This window comes from Moorena sp. SIOASIH, assembly GCF_010671925.1.
In the GTDB taxonomy this organism is placed as follows: domain Bacteria; phylum Cyanobacteriota; class Cyanobacteriia; order Cyanobacteriales; family Coleofasciculaceae; genus Moorena.
In genome coordinates this window covers 391,882-406,047 of record NZ_JAAHIH010000001.1, presented here as the reverse complement: position 1 = coordinate 406,047, position 14,166 = coordinate 391,882, and the positions used below count along the sequence as shown (strand labels likewise).

Sequence of the window (14,166 nt, the reverse complement as noted above, 5' to 3'; positions counted from 1 at the left end):
CCCCTCTCTTTCCCTGTTCCCTATTCCCTGGGCGCAGCGCTATTCTTTTGTAAGACCTGATGATATAGGTCGATATATCGCTGGGCTTGCAGTTCGAGTGAGTATTCTTCTAAAGCAATAGCACGACACTGTTGTGCCATGCTTTCCCGTAGATGTTTGTCTTCTAGTAGCTGCACAATGCCATTACAGAAATCTTGAATATCCTCTGGTTGAGCTAAGTAACCAGTAATACCAGGACGTACCAAATCGGGAACGCCGCCGATTTTGAAAGACACCATGGGTGTACCACAAGCCATACTCTCTTGCAGCACCAAGGGAAGATTGTCCGCACGGGTGGGGAAAAGAAACAAATCAGCAGCAGAATAGGCAATGGCTTTAAAGCGATCATTGCTGGCATAACCAAGATTCAATGCTGGCATGCCAACAGTCTCAGCAATGGTTTCGCCACCACTACCAAACGTTAGCACTACAGTTTCAGCCTTGAGGGACTGGGGTAGACTTTGCAACGCTTTCAAGAGCAAATCGCCGCCCTTGCGGTTCTCTGCTAAGTTTGTTGCTGCAAACATCAGAACTTTTTTGGACGTGGGAATGCCGAGTACAGATTTGCACTGTTTGGATTCGAGAGGCTGATAGACTTCGGTATTAATACCATATGGAATATGGTGAATCCCAAAGCGGTTGAGCATACTTTGCTTAGCTTGCTCACAAAGCCAGCGACTGGGAGTGACAATTGTTAAGTTTGAGTGACTATAAGCCCAGTTTTTTAGCTTCCACTCTATATGAGTGTTATCTTTTGGAATAGCTGGGTAGGTATCTAGATCGGGACACTTGCCACAACCACTTTTCCAGCGATCGCAGTCATAGCTATAAGCACAATGTCCAGTAAAGCTCCACATATCATGGAAAGTAAACACAGCAGGTTTACGTTTAGTTAATGAAGGGATTGCTAGATAGTTAAAGAATCCACTACTGGCACCATGAAGGACATGAAAATTGAGGACATCGGCGTTTTTGTAAAAGCTGTGCTTAGGAATATTAAAGGTGCCCAGTTTATTAATATAGTAGAGTCCTAGTTGTTGGGTAATCGGGGCAGTTAGTTTATCTAGAATGGCTAAACGGGGAGCAGAATCTACGCGATCACTACTAGTTTTGAGCCTCCAGACTAACAAGCGTGAGTCTGCGCCTTGACCCAGCAAACCTTGATGGAGTCGGTAGCCTGCGATCGCGGCTCCCCCAGAAATATCAGACTGATTGATATGTAGGACTTTCATGGTGCTCGGTTACTTTTGATAAATGCTAGCTTGTAGGGTGGGCAAAAACAGTTTCGTTCAAAGGAGTCTTCTAGATAAGATTACTTTGCCCACCCTACTTGAATTGGGATTTTTTTTACTTCAGTTAGAAAGTAGCTTGTCGGGTGGGCAAAAACAGTTTCGTTCAAAGGAGTCTTCTAGATAAGATTACTTTGCCCACCCTACTTGAATTGGGATTTTTTTTACTTCAGTTAGGTACAAAGTAGCTTGTAGGGTGGGCAAAAACAGTTTCGTTCAAAGGAGTCTTCTAGATAATATTACTTTGCCCACCCTACTCGGTTGATAAATGCTAGCTTGTAGGGTGGGCAAAAACAGTTTCGTTCAAAGGAGTCTTCTAGATAATATTACTTTGCCCACCCTACTTGAATTGGGATTTTTTTTACTTCAGCAGTCAGCAGTCAGCAGTCAGCAGTCAGCAGTCAGCCTAATGCTGAAGTAACAGAGATTAAAGCAATGCTTACCTGTTTTATTCAAAAGATGTAACTCAGCATTATTCCAATGCTTACCTGTTTTATTCAAAAGCATCTCAAGTAGCGATGCAGCTTCGGAACAGGGGAGGCAGTGCGGTCTTGGGGGTTCCCCCCATGAGCAACTGCCGTGGTTTCCCCCACTCGCTATTGCATCAAGACAGCGCCCGTTTCATTTCGCGGGCAGGATGCCCACTCTACTCCTAGCCATTACTTAATTCAGCAACGCCAGATAATCCATTGGTAATGATTGCAGGTACTTCAACTTTGTTGATTGCTGCTCTTAACTCCCCCTCGTGTTCCAACCTACCAGCTGCATAATTTTCATAGAAAAGCTTGGTAGTAATTTGGTCGCCAAAGCCAACAATACTGGGAACATTAAACAGTAGCTTTAGGGATAAACAAGCTGTACTGACTGCAAACACCCTGGGTTGATTATGTCGGCTTGAATCTAGGGGGAGGAAAGCTTCGGAAAAAAATACCTCAAACGGGAGAAAAAAGAGGTCTGGTTCTGATAAAACTATTATTTTATCAAACAAGTCAGATAGGGCATACTCCAACTTCTGGAGTTTGAGATTGTCATCTCTAGGATGGGGTTTTAGCACCAGTACTGTGTTTGGCTCTATACCTTCACAGATCAGCAATTCACGGTAAGCAGCAATTTCATTCTCCAGAGACATTCTACCCGCCTCAGACAAATTTGAAGTGAGTAGAATTGAGACGGGAGACTCAGCAATGTTCTTGCGAAACTGGAGAATGTATTCTGGGTTTACCAAACCCCTCAGCTTTTGAAAAGTTTCGAGAAGCCACAGCTTATTTAAGGTGACAGTTTTCATGGGAGGTGATTCCCCAAAAACTTCAGGCAATACAAAATAACCGATATCAAATTTTAGTCTAGGCTTTAGGGACGTTTTTAGTCTTAAACTTGTTTTTGTTTTATTTAATAAAGATTGTTTATTTGCTTTAAAATAGTTAATTAAGCTAGGCTTATTTTCTTTAGATTCTGGAAACAGAGCTTTTGAATTTACTGAAAAATAAAAGCCAATACTATCACCGTAACAAATTTTTTGGGCAGATTTGTAAATATTAATAAGTAGCTTATTTCCAAACATCCAATTCCGGCACAGGTAAATTTCATCAGCCCTGTTAGTGCCAACCATTTCATGGACCATCCGGAAAATTTTTGATGGGCTGGAATAGTCTACTCGACTCTCAATATCACTGAGCTGCTCAGGGGTGATGTACACAATTTTATGCCAATCACCCACTAACTCTGCTATAGTTTTGATAAAGGCGGCAAATTCATCAATTTGCCCTGGGGGAGAATAGAGATTATAAATAACAAGGTAGTCTTCGTATTTAATATTAAGGTCTTTTTGCTGTTTTTCTCTGTAACTAAGGACTGATAAGGCAGTCACTAGTTGAATGCTGCCTTGACAGGTAATGATGCGTTTAACAGGCTTACAATTGGTCATTTTGTTTATGGGAATATTCAGCATCCTGGTTAACAGAAAAAAGTCTTAACCCTCCCAAGCTGAAGGCTTGCAAAGTCATAGCCAATCAGCTTTGATAACCCCCCTTTAGCCCAGACGTAAGCATTCAGCTATCAGCTATCAGCTATCAGCTAATGCACTACAGATGGTGCTACTTGAGGTGCTATCAGCCATTCCCGTAGCGTGGCCTTTGGCCAAGGCTTGTGGCCACGCTACGGGAATGGCTGACGGCTGACGGCTGACGGCTGAATGCTTACGCCCAGACGAGGACGAAGTCGCGTGTCCACAAACTTTCGTCCGCACCTCAAGGACTAAACTATAAAGGGGGTTTTTAACGGATTTGCTATCATCAGAGACTTCTACTTGAGAAGCATTGCCTACTAACCCTTTCAGAAGTTATTTTTTGAATCGGGATAGTATTAGACCTCTTGCAAAAGTATTTTTCTGATAGTGTTTGCGTCAATTCTTGTCCACTGAGCTTTTGGTTCAGCTGTAGAGTTTAAGTTCTAAGCTGCAGGGGCCTAAGCATTCAGCTATCAGCTCTCAGCTCTCAGCTATCAGCTCTCAGCTCTCAGCTCTCAGCTCTCAGCTATCAGCTATCAGCTATCAGCTCTCAGCTCTCAGCTCTCAGCTCTCAGCTATCAGCTCTCAGCTATCAGCTCTCAGCTCTGAGCTATCAGCTTTCAGCTTTTAAATAAGCGATGCAGCGCGGTCTTGGGGAGGCAGCGCGGTCTTGGGGAGGCAGCGCGGTCTTGGGGAGGCAGCGCGGTCTTGGGGAGGCAGCGCGGTCTTGGGGAGGCAGTGCGGTCTTGGGGGTTCCCCCCATGAGCAACTGCCGTGGTTTCCCCCATGAGCGACTGCCGTGGTCTCCCCCATGAGCGACTGCCGTTCCCCCAGCGACTGCCGTGGTTTCCCCCACTCGCTATTGCATCAAGACAACAAGTAAGCATTGGTTTAATCTCTGTTACGTCAGCCATTCGCGAATGGCTGACCCCTGACCGCTGACCGCTGACGGCTGACCCCTGACCCCTGACCCCTGACCGCTGACGGCTGACCGCTGACGGCTGACCGCTGACGGCTGACCCCTGACCCCTGACCGCTGACGGCTAAATGTTTACCTTAAACCTGTGCTTTCATCAAGAGCTCACATATTTCTCGAACCCCTCCTTGCCCACCTACTAATCTGGTAACATACACAGCACAGTCTCGGTTTTCTGGCATCGCATCAGCAACAGTTAAGGGACATCCTACAGCCCGTAGAACTGACAAATCAATGACATCATCACCAACATAGGCGACTTGGGAAAGAGATAAACTCAACTGTTCACAGAGTTCTTTGAGGACAGCTAACTTATCTTCAACCGCAAAAAAACTGTACTTGATTCCTAGCTTTTGGACTCGATGTCGGGTTGCCCTACAACTGCTATTGGTAATAACAGCTACCTCAATTCCAGTCTTTTGCAGTAGCTTGATTCCCATGCCATCCTTGACATTAAACTTTCTGAGTTCTTCACCGCTTTCTGTGTAGTAAAGTCCGCCATCGGTCATGACCCCATCTACATCTAGGGCTAGCAGTTTGACCTGGGATAAACGTGCTTGTAATTCAGCTTCAGGGATTTTGTTCATGGCAAATTTACCCCAGTTGTAGTGTCCAAACCCGCACGAACATTCAGAATTCCCTTTAGCACATTTTCCAGTTCTGCCAATGGTACCATATTCGGACCATCACTAGGGGCGATGTCAGGATTTTCATGAATTTCCATGAACAGAGCATCAATGCCAACCGCAGCCGCAGCTCTGGCCAAATAGGGAACAAAGTGCCGCTGTCCACCAGACTTATCTCCCTTTCCTCCTGGCATCTGGACGCTATGAGTGGCATCAAAAACCACAGGATAACCTAACTCGCGCATCTGAGGGAGGGAGCGAAAGTCTACCACTAGGGTATTGTAACCAAAACTAGTACCCCGCTCAGTGAGTAAAATATTCTTGGCTCCCCCAGCTTCCAGTTTGCTGACCACATGCTTCATATCCCAAGGGGCAAGAAACTGACCTTTTTTGACGTTAATTGCCTTACCTGTAGCAGCCGCAGCGATTAGCAAGTCAGTTTGGCGGCACAGAAAAGCTGGGATTTGCAGGACATCGACTACTTCAGCAACAGTTGCAGCTTGGTGACTTTCGTGGATATCGGTAAGGACTGGCACACCCACCATTCGTTTGACCTTCTGGAGAATTTCTAGACCTCTGTCTAGATTTTGTCCCCGAAAGGAGTTTATTGAAGTTCGATTGGCTTTGTCAAAGGAAGACTTGAAGATCAAAGGAATATTCAAGCGATCGCATACTTTGCGAATCTCCTCTGCCATTTTTAAGGTAAAGTCTTCCGATTCAATGACACAGGGACCACCAATTAGGGTGAGTGGGCAGCGATCGCCAATAGAGAGGGTATCAGTGATTTGGGTATTATTCATGAGTTTTACGACTGTTGGTTTCTTAAGACAGAAGCTTGGAGGTTTCTATTATCAATAATTTATCTCATGTCCAGTAACAGTTGTAGGGGATTATCGGGGTAATTAAAACTTAGATACTTCTTGTACTATAAGTTTGACAAGATGTATTTTGTGTTTTTATGGTGATTGTCCCCATACACATCTTAAAATTTTTTAGCACTACTATAATAATCTTTTATATTTTCATGATTCACGAAATTAATCCACTGGTTACTGTCATCTCCAAATTTTTTAAGCTGTTGCGCATTTAAATTGGATATTATTCAGTTAGAAAAAAAACCGTCAAACCCTCTCCCCTGCTCCCCTGCTGTCAGAACCATGGAATTTAAATGAAGACCAGCTTATTGCCTCTTGCCTCTTGCCTCTTGCCTGCGCGTAGCGCTATAAATTTAATTGTGTCCGACTATTTAAATTACTCAACAACGTTTATCTGATCATGATTAGTTGTTGTGGTTTGGGACTGTAAGGACAGAATTTCTGACACAAGTTCATTAGTGTAGACCTTGGCAGCAGAGTAAACCAGATGATCGGCATTTTCCATCTGCTCCTTGGGAAAGGTCATTGGCTCTCGGAAAATGTAGTGTACTCGTTCACTCTTGGCAGCATAGGCACCGAGGGTTTCTTGAAGTTGATTAAAATAGGCTTGAAAATCCTCATGCTGATAAAGACCTTCATACATTGGGCTGTTGGCTAAGTAAACATTAAAACCATACTCTTCCGCCAGGGCCACGATTCGTTCCAAAGCTTGACGGTTGTAGGGCGAAAGATTAAATTGATTGTTTCTGGCAAAATCGAGATGCGACTCCTTCTGTGCTTCTACATAACTAGGGTTGGGTTTTTCCCAAACCATGAACCCATCTTCTTCTATATTGTAGCTTCTGACTTCCTTGAACGCATCCAGAGGAAACCTGAACCATAACGAAAGACTCTTGTTTTCAGAATAGAGGGGAAAATATCGCTCGATAAATAAAATACCCGGACCGCGTAAACGAATCTTTAGTGGTGGTTCAAGCTCCTGCCAGTATCCCCAACTCAAAGGAACTCTCGCTATTAACGGAAAGTTAATTCCGCGATGCCAAACATCGTAGACATGCACGATCAGAACATTTTTTGGAGCTCCAGATTGCTGTATATATTTTTCTAGCATCCAGGCATCGTTGAGGCTCAACATGTTGCCGATAGTGCAGAGATTGATTGAGGTAACATCGAGTCTCTCGTTGAGAATACTTGGAACTACCCCCTGGTTACAACTGGAATCTCCTAGGATGAGCCAGTCAACAGGTTGCTTCAAGCCCAGTAACATTTCCCATTTTTCCTTGACCAACCAATAGCCTCGATTAGGTCGATGGTCATTCAGATACCATTTAGCTGCAAAATTGCACAAAATAACAAGTATCAGAGTTCCCAATAGAGATAGCAAGACTCCTCGACGGTTGGCTGAGCCAATAATTTCTTCTGGTAGCTGTTGATCGGCGCGTTGTGCCATGTTTTTCCTTAACTCTTTACTCTCGTCATTAATCAAAATTGGCATCAGAATTGGAAGTAGATGAATTCTCCAGATGTGCGAACACCGAAAACACAAATCCAGATAATCAAGAAACTGTAGACCGGAACCCGAAACCAATAGTTTAGCTTTGTTAGGATAAGCAGGTCACGGGTCACATACTGATAGATCTGAACCATGACCAATGGCAAGCAGAAAAACACTAAATCATATCCCAAGAGTAAACTCTGATCTGATCTACCCACCCCCACTCTGGTAAGCATGTAATAGATTTGATCGGCTGAACTGGAACGGAAGATTACCCAGCCAATGTTAGTCAGGATAAACATCAACAACATTTTGCCCAATATCCTTAGATAGGAATACTTACCGCTCCAAGGATCTTGATGTTCTGGATTCTTATCAAAGATGCGGTAGATGATCAGAATCAGCCCTTGAAATGCACCCCAGATCACAAAGTTCCAGGCAGCTCCATGCCAAAGACCGCCCAGAAGCATTGTTAAAAATAAGTTACGGTAGGTGTTTAAACTACCCTGGCGGTTACCACCTAAGGGAATATAAAGATAATCTCGTAACCAAGTAGATAGAGAAATATGCCATCGTAACCAAAAATCACTGGGATTGAGAGCAAAATAGGGTAGCTTGAAATTCACCATCAACTCAAAGCCCATCAGCTTGGAAATTCCTCGCGCAATGTCAGAGTAACCAGAGAAATCTCCGTAGATTTGCACGGTAAAAGCCAGAATACCGATCAGGACATCCAACCCCTGATATTGGGTGTAGTTATTGAATATTGGATTGGCGATAGTCGCCATATTATCAGCAATTACTACCTTTTTAAAATACCCCCAAACAATTAGTAATATTCCAGCATTAATTTGTTCTATATTGAGATTACGTGGTAATATGATTTGGGGTATTAGCGTAGTTGCTCGTTCGATCGGGCCTGCCACCAACTGGGGAAAAAAGGAAACAAAAAGTGCAAAATCTAGGAAATTACTAATCGGCTTCAACTTTCCTCGGTAGATGTCGATGGTGTAACTCATCGTTTGGAAAGTGTAGAAAGAAATCCCTACAGGCAGCAGGATAGTTAAGGTAACCCAGTCAACCTGGAGTCCAACAATTTGAAGCAAACTGCTGAAACTTTCTGCGAAAAAGTTAAAATATTTGAAGAAACCCAGTAGGGAAAGATTAAAAACTAAAGAGATACACAGGAGTAGTTTTCGTTTTCGGTCTTCTTTGATGTCTTGGAGCTGTTTTCCTACTGTAAAATCAACAACCGTGGAGAGAGCTAGCAGTGAGAGAAACCGCCAATCCCACCATCCGTAGAACACATAGCTAGCAATCAGCAACAGAATGTTCTGGGCTTTATAGTTCCTATTTAAAAACAGGTAAAGCGTGTAGACGATGATGAAGAAAAGGACAAAAATAAATGAGTTAAATAACATCTTGGAGTTTCCTAAATTTGTTCACGGTTCTCTCATTAGTATCGGTACTCCAGCTTGTAGGGTGGGCAAAAAAAGTTTGCTTCTTTTGAGTAGTCTAGATTAGATGATTTTGCCCACTCTACTTTAATTAATAGTTTTAATTGATATTTTTTTTACAGGCAAGTCCCTTTGTTCACGGTTTTATCATTCGGAGCGGTACTCCAGGTTTAACTGAACTGCACTGATTTAGGCAGTGATATTGGTCTTGGATTGAGGGAGTCTATATAACCTCAGTGCAAATCGTTGGATCTTGTTCCTTAGCCAAAGTAATTTTATCCTGACTAGGGATAGGAATCCGCCTCTGCTGATAAAGTGGATGTAAATAGACAAAAACCTGGAAAGCTTATTCAAGACAAGAAGGTCAGATTTATGAATAATAGATTCGTAGATATTAAATTCTTGTTCATTCGGTTTCGGAATTGTCCTAAATTCGATATGGGCCTGTTCATATAGGTTACTTGGATAGCTCATCTTTTCGGCTAAGAATCCTAATAAGTGATCTACAGCCTGTTTATATTTCTCTAGGTATTCCGGCGTTCTTTTTTGCTTCTGTCCATAGTGATTGTTGTTACCATGGGCTCTATACCTTACCAGAGGTTTGGCTAGATAAAATTTTCTAGCTCCTACTATTGAAGCTCCGAAAACTAAGCAGTCATCTGCACGAATGCGCCAATCTTCTTGCTGGGGAAGCGGTAGGAACTTCTCCAGTACATGTCTACGCATCGAAACTGTTGAAGTTCGATGACCTACCCATGCTTTTTTATAGAGAGTGGCGATTCTGGAATAGCCCAAATCTCGTGTATTGTTGTAGCAATTGGCGATTCGTTCTTCATTCCCAAATACCTCAGCGCTACAAAACAGAAAATCACACTCTGGGTGCTCTTGGTAAAATTTTACTACTTCTGCAATGTAATTTTCTTTATAAAGGTCATCGGCATCAAGAAAACAGATAATATCTCCACAAGAAGCAATAAATCCCGCATTAAAACTTGAAAGCTGCCCCTCATTTTTATCTTTCAAGACCAGCTTGATTTTTTCGTTAGCTGCAAAATTTTTATCTAATATCTGGGCAGATTTATCTGTTGATTTATCATCGACAACAATAATCTCATCTACTGGAAATGATTGTTGGAGCACACTATCGATAGCATCACTAACATAATGCTGATAGTTATAGTTGTTAATTAAAACCGATATTTTCATATTTTTTTAAATGTATAAAAAAAATTATTGTTAAATAATCTGACATAATATAGCGTTTATCATAGCTATGAGGTACACATTATTTTTTCCCTATTGCCTATTGCCTTCCCCTCCTGGGAGGGGTTAGGGGTGGGTTCCTATTGCTAGCATGCCTATTGCCTTCCCCTCCTGGGAGGGGTTAGGGGTGGGTTCCTCTTGCCTATTACCTGCTCCCTGCTCCCTAAAACCCAGAGATTTGTACCTCATGGGTATGAGATATATACAGGTACCATCAATTAAAGCTAGAGCTGTCAACCAAATTTTTAAGATTAGGTTCGGTGACTTCGGTACCAGGTAGCTCCCATGACTAAAACTCCTGTCAACCCTAATGCTACAATCAGTGGCAGTATGTCTCCTGTTCTCAGTGCCTTTAAACCAGAGCTACCTATTAACACAAAAGGGAAAACACCCGGAATAATGCCTAGAACCGTACCCAGAAAATAGTCCTTGAAGCTAACTGAGGTGAGACCAGCAGCAAAATTGACTAAACCATAGGGAATGATTGGCAGTAGTCGAATCGCAAATATGTATAACACCCCTCCGCGACGCACTTCAGTGTCCATCGCCCGCCAACTTTTAGCTAGCTTCTCAACCACTAGCTTACGCCCGACAGTGCGGGTATAAGCGAAGGATACCACTGCGGCAATTACCGCAGCAACACTAGTCCAGAGTGTACCTAACCACGGACCAAAGATGGCTCCTCCAGTTAAATTAAGTGCTGTTGAAGGGAGTATTAACACAGTCGCTACAACATAAAAGATGATATAGATCACTGGTGCCCAGATCCCAGCCTGTCTCAGCCAAGACTGAAGTTGCTCTGGCTCAATGCCTCCAAGTAAATGCATCACTAAAGCAGTTGCAAAGAGACAAACAAATGTGAGCAAGACAACAAACCGCTTATACTTGAGCATCAAATAACGCTCCTACTTATCCAATCAGTCATTACATTTATCTCCGGTAAAAAGTTATTTTTATCTCCCGTAATAGTAAATTTAAATTAAATTATATCATCTATTATACCTTAATAATAACCTATTTTTATATTATTTGTTTGAGGAAATAACCTTCTCATTTAGTGAATATTGTTTTGGTAAACCGTAGAGTTCACGAACTAGATAAATCGGTCTTTGTTTCGATTCTTCAAAGATGCGACCAATGTATTCACCAATTATACCTAGTGTCAGCAATTGCACTCCTCCTAAAAAAAGTATGACTACCATTAATGAGGCGTAGCCAGGAAGATCAATCCCAAAGAGTAACGTACGAATTATTAGGAAAGCAGCATAGAGAAATCCAGCTATAGAAAGGATGAGACCGACATAACTCCAAACCTTTAAAGGCAGGAGACTAAATGATGTAATACCATCAATGGCAAAATTCCAAAGTCGCCAATAGTTCCACTTAGTGATTCCATCATAACGTGGAGGGCGATCGTAGAGTATAGAAGTTTGCTTAAAACCAACCCAAGCAAATATCCCTTTCATAAAACGGGTTCGTTCTGGCATTTGCTTGACAGCATCAACTACACGCCGATCAAGCAAACGAAAATCTCCAGTATTGGAGGGAATTTGCACATGGCTTATTTGACCAATAACTTGGTAGAAAAGATTGGCAGTAAAACGCTTAGCCCAAGTGTCTCCCTGACGAGAACGGCGTGTTGCATAAACAACATCGTAGCCCTCACGCCATTTGTTAATCATCTCCCCCATGATTTCAGGCGGATCTTGGAGATCTGCATCAATTGGTATAATGGCTGCACCACTAGCAAAATCGATACCAGCACTTAGAGCAGCCTCTTTACCGAAATTACGAGATAGATTGATAACCTTAATTACAGGATTTGAGTAATGCTGCTGGAGCAATAACTTTAGCGTGTTATCCTTGCTGCCATCGTTGATACAAACAATCTCATAGTTGATGTTGAGATTGTCTAGCCCTATCGTAAGGCGTTCAAACAGGTAATCAATGTTGGACTCTTCATTATAAAGAGGAATCACAACGGAAATTTCGATATCGTCTTCTGAGTTAGAGAACATAACAAGCCACCTATAATCAGCATTGTATAACAATACAATTATCGTTTATTTGGTTGATATATCACATAAATAACAGATATATATTAAATATTTTTTATGAAGATATTATCAATATTATTGGAAATAGTTTTATTTTTTTAATAATAAAAGTTGACTTGTATAGGCAGAATTTAGCCTGTATTTTTGCTCAATTTCATGCTTAAATGATTCTGGCGTCTTATATAAAAAAACATCCTGGAATTCCTCAGGAATAGTAGGTTGGTTAGGCTCGATAACTAGCTGAAGTTTGACCTTGGGATCTAGTAAATGACTCAATTCCATGATGTCACCAAAGGTACCACCGCCATTTTTGGAGGCTTCACCGCTAACTACTAATGGCATATTTGCTCGATTAATAATCTCCGCGATTTTTTGATTATCACTGCGACTAGGTCTCACTGATTGAATAGCACCAGACAAAACTCCTGCTGCCATGAGCGTTATGGTAATTATTCGCAAATGCTTCCGCTGCAAAAATTTTATTTTCGTGGAAGTGAACTGAGTAGAAAGAAAGTAAGCAACGGCGAGTTGGCATCCTAAGTAAGACGGAACGAAATAACGAGCGTTAGTTGAACGTATTCCACCAGACACTAAATCTGGAAGAGCTAGACTCAGTGAAATTGGTATGATTAAGGTGACAACAAATAGCCATATTTGCTTGGGGGTGTGTCGGCACAGAACATAAATTGAGTACCCCACTAGAATTGCCATAGCAAAGGCTAGCAAGGTTTTCAGAGATTCTGGAAGCCAAAATTCGGTTTTAAAAAAGACGGATTGAAGATTGAAAATCCAACTTTTTACTAAAGTGTTTACTGGCAGTGACATATCCATCCAGGCTGTTACTTCCTTTAGTTTGTCCAGATGGGTCAAAATCACCAGAAGCCAGGGCGAGAACGCCACAACTGAAACAAATGATGTTAATAAGTAAGCAACAGCTTTCTGACTTAGCCGAAATCCCTCATTGACAGCCACGTAAATTCCATGACCAAATAAGACAAAGACAGAAAATACAGCAGAATAGAGCGATAGTATTGTAGTTACTGTATAAATCACCCATGCAGATTTTGTTCCTAACCTCATTGCCCGCAGCAGTGACACGCTCATTAGTAAAGTCGTAACTGCCCACAAACCGTACTCCCGTATTTCTTGTGCATAGTACACATGGAAAGGAGAGATAGCTACTAATCCCATCCCTATCCATGCTGTCAAATAGGACTTAAAAAGTTCCAGACAAAGCCAGTAGATACAAGGGAGTGCCAACAGGCTGATTAAGACAGGTAAGCTTCTGTTGATGGTTACAGAATCCCCTAACCACTGAAACCAAAACCGTGCTATTAAAAAGTAGATGGGCGGATGATGTTGATCTTCTATTACCAGCCCATTGAGAGTGTCAAAAAAATTTTTTTCATTATTAACACTTTGATACTGTCTTAGTTCTTCAACCCCAATTATGTCACCCGTAAATACTTGTTGAATTACCTCCGGTACCGTATAACCAGAAATTCTTAGTAAGGTGTAAGTCTCATCATGCCAATAAGCTCTTGTTTCAAGATTACAAAATCTAAAAAATACTCCTAATATCAATAAAAATATAATCAGTAATTTTAACCACTTTGGTGGAAATATAAACCTGGATTTGATGATTTGATTCATATATATCTCATTATATATTATTTTTTGTAATAAAAATTATTTGATATTTTTTATATTAGAGTATAATTATGACCTAGATTTAACAGTAGTTTATCTTATACCTATATACAGGTATACAGGTATAAAAATACTTTATTAAAACCTATTTAGCTATACATTTTTTGATAGATTGCTTGACAGCATTCTGGTAATTTCGCCTGATAGCCTTGAAATAGCCTGCTCTGATGGTTTTGTCTTTGATCAGATCCATAAACTTGAGAAATTTATTTATAAATGATACATTATTGTTTAATCTTAAAAATTCCATGGGTTTCCCCCCCATTTTGCGATCATACCAAGACAACAACATGCCTTGCTTTAGAAACATAAATGGTGTCAGCCCATCGTATTTAGCATTTGCTGCTAGATGGGTAGGTAGATTAGGATTCACC

Annotated in this window: 13 protein-coding genes; all 13 read right to left on the bottom strand. The window is 41.6% G+C overall.

The window, feature by feature from the left end; all coding sequences use genetic code 11:
* Nucleotides 1-20 precede the first annotated feature (20 nt).
* Nucleotides 21-1,271, bottom strand: coding sequence for a glycosyltransferase family 4 protein (locus F6J90_RS01750; protein WP_293090807.1), 1,251 nt, complete (start codon nucleotides 1,269-1,271; stop codon nucleotides 21-23).
* Between the two features lie 709 nt (nucleotides 1,272-1,980).
* On the bottom strand, nucleotides 1,981-3,252 hold the full coding sequence (locus F6J90_RS01745) for a polysialyltransferase family glycosyltransferase (RefSeq protein WP_293090806.1): 1,272 nt from the start codon (nucleotides 3,250-3,252) through the stop codon (nucleotides 1,981-1,983).
* Between the two features lie 138 nt (nucleotides 3,253-3,390).
* The gene (locus F6J90_RS01740) at nucleotides 3,391-3,573 is read right to left on the bottom strand and encodes a hypothetical protein (RefSeq protein ID WP_293090805.1); all 183 of its coding nucleotides are present in this window, start codon (nucleotides 3,571-3,573) and stop codon (nucleotides 3,391-3,393) included.
* A 373-nt stretch (nucleotides 3,574-3,946) separates the two neighbouring features.
* The gene (locus F6J90_RS01735; protein WP_293090804.1) at nucleotides 3,947-4,189 is read right to left on the bottom strand and encodes a hypothetical protein; all 243 of its coding nucleotides are present in this window, start codon (nucleotides 4,187-4,189) and stop codon (nucleotides 3,947-3,949) included.
* A gap of 200 nt (nucleotides 4,190-4,389) precedes the next feature.
* Complete coding sequence (locus tag F6J90_RS01730) at nucleotides 4,390-4,896, bottom strand: HAD-IIIA family hydrolase (RefSeq protein ID WP_293090803.1); 507 nt, start codon at nucleotides 4,894-4,896, stop codon at nucleotides 4,390-4,392.
* Complete coding sequence (kdsA, locus tag F6J90_RS01725; protein ID WP_293090802.1) at nucleotides 4,893-5,735, bottom strand: 3-deoxy-8-phosphooctulonate synthase; 843 nt, start codon at nucleotides 5,733-5,735, stop codon at nucleotides 4,893-4,895. Before kdsA ends, F6J90_RS01730 begins: the two co-directional genes overlap by 4 nt.
* A gap of 451 nt (nucleotides 5,736-6,186) precedes the next feature.
* Nucleotides 6,187-7,260, bottom strand: coding sequence for a hypothetical protein (locus F6J90_RS01720; RefSeq protein ID WP_293090801.1), 1,074 nt, complete (start codon nucleotides 7,258-7,260; stop codon nucleotides 6,187-6,189).
* A 44-nt stretch (nucleotides 7,261-7,304) separates the two neighbouring features.
* Nucleotides 7,305-8,726 (bottom strand): MBOAT family O-acyltransferase, encoded by a 1,422-nt coding sequence (locus F6J90_RS01715; protein WP_293090800.1) that lies wholly within the window; start codon nucleotides 8,724-8,726, stop codon nucleotides 7,305-7,307.
* 225 nt (nucleotides 8,727-8,951) lie between these two features.
* On the bottom strand, nucleotides 8,952-9,968 hold the full coding sequence (locus tag F6J90_RS01710; RefSeq protein WP_293090799.1) for a glycosyltransferase family 2 protein: 1,017 nt from the start codon (nucleotides 9,966-9,968) through the stop codon (nucleotides 8,952-8,954).
* A 308-nt stretch (nucleotides 9,969-10,276) separates the two neighbouring features.
* The gene (locus tag F6J90_RS01705; protein WP_293090798.1) at nucleotides 10,277-10,918 is read right to left on the bottom strand and encodes a TVP38/TMEM64 family protein; all 642 of its coding nucleotides are present in this window, start codon (nucleotides 10,916-10,918) and stop codon (nucleotides 10,277-10,279) included.
* 132 nt (nucleotides 10,919-11,050) lie between these two features.
* Nucleotides 11,051-12,043: a glycosyltransferase family 2 protein gene (locus F6J90_RS01700; RefSeq protein ID WP_293090797.1), complete on the bottom strand. Its 993-nt coding sequence runs from the start codon at nucleotides 12,041-12,043 to the stop codon at nucleotides 11,051-11,053.
* Nucleotides 12,044-12,172: 129 nt separating this feature from the next.
* On the bottom strand, nucleotides 12,173-13,735 hold the full coding sequence (locus F6J90_RS01695; protein WP_293090796.1) for a glycosyltransferase family 39 protein: 1,563 nt from the start codon (nucleotides 13,733-13,735) through the stop codon (nucleotides 12,173-12,175).
* Between the two features lie 142 nt (nucleotides 13,736-13,877).
* Nucleotides 13,878-14,165 (bottom strand): hypothetical protein, encoded by a 288-nt coding sequence (locus tag F6J90_RS01690; RefSeq protein WP_293090795.1) that lies wholly within the window; start codon nucleotides 14,163-14,165, stop codon nucleotides 13,878-13,880.
* Nucleotide 14,166 lies beyond the last annotated feature (1 nt).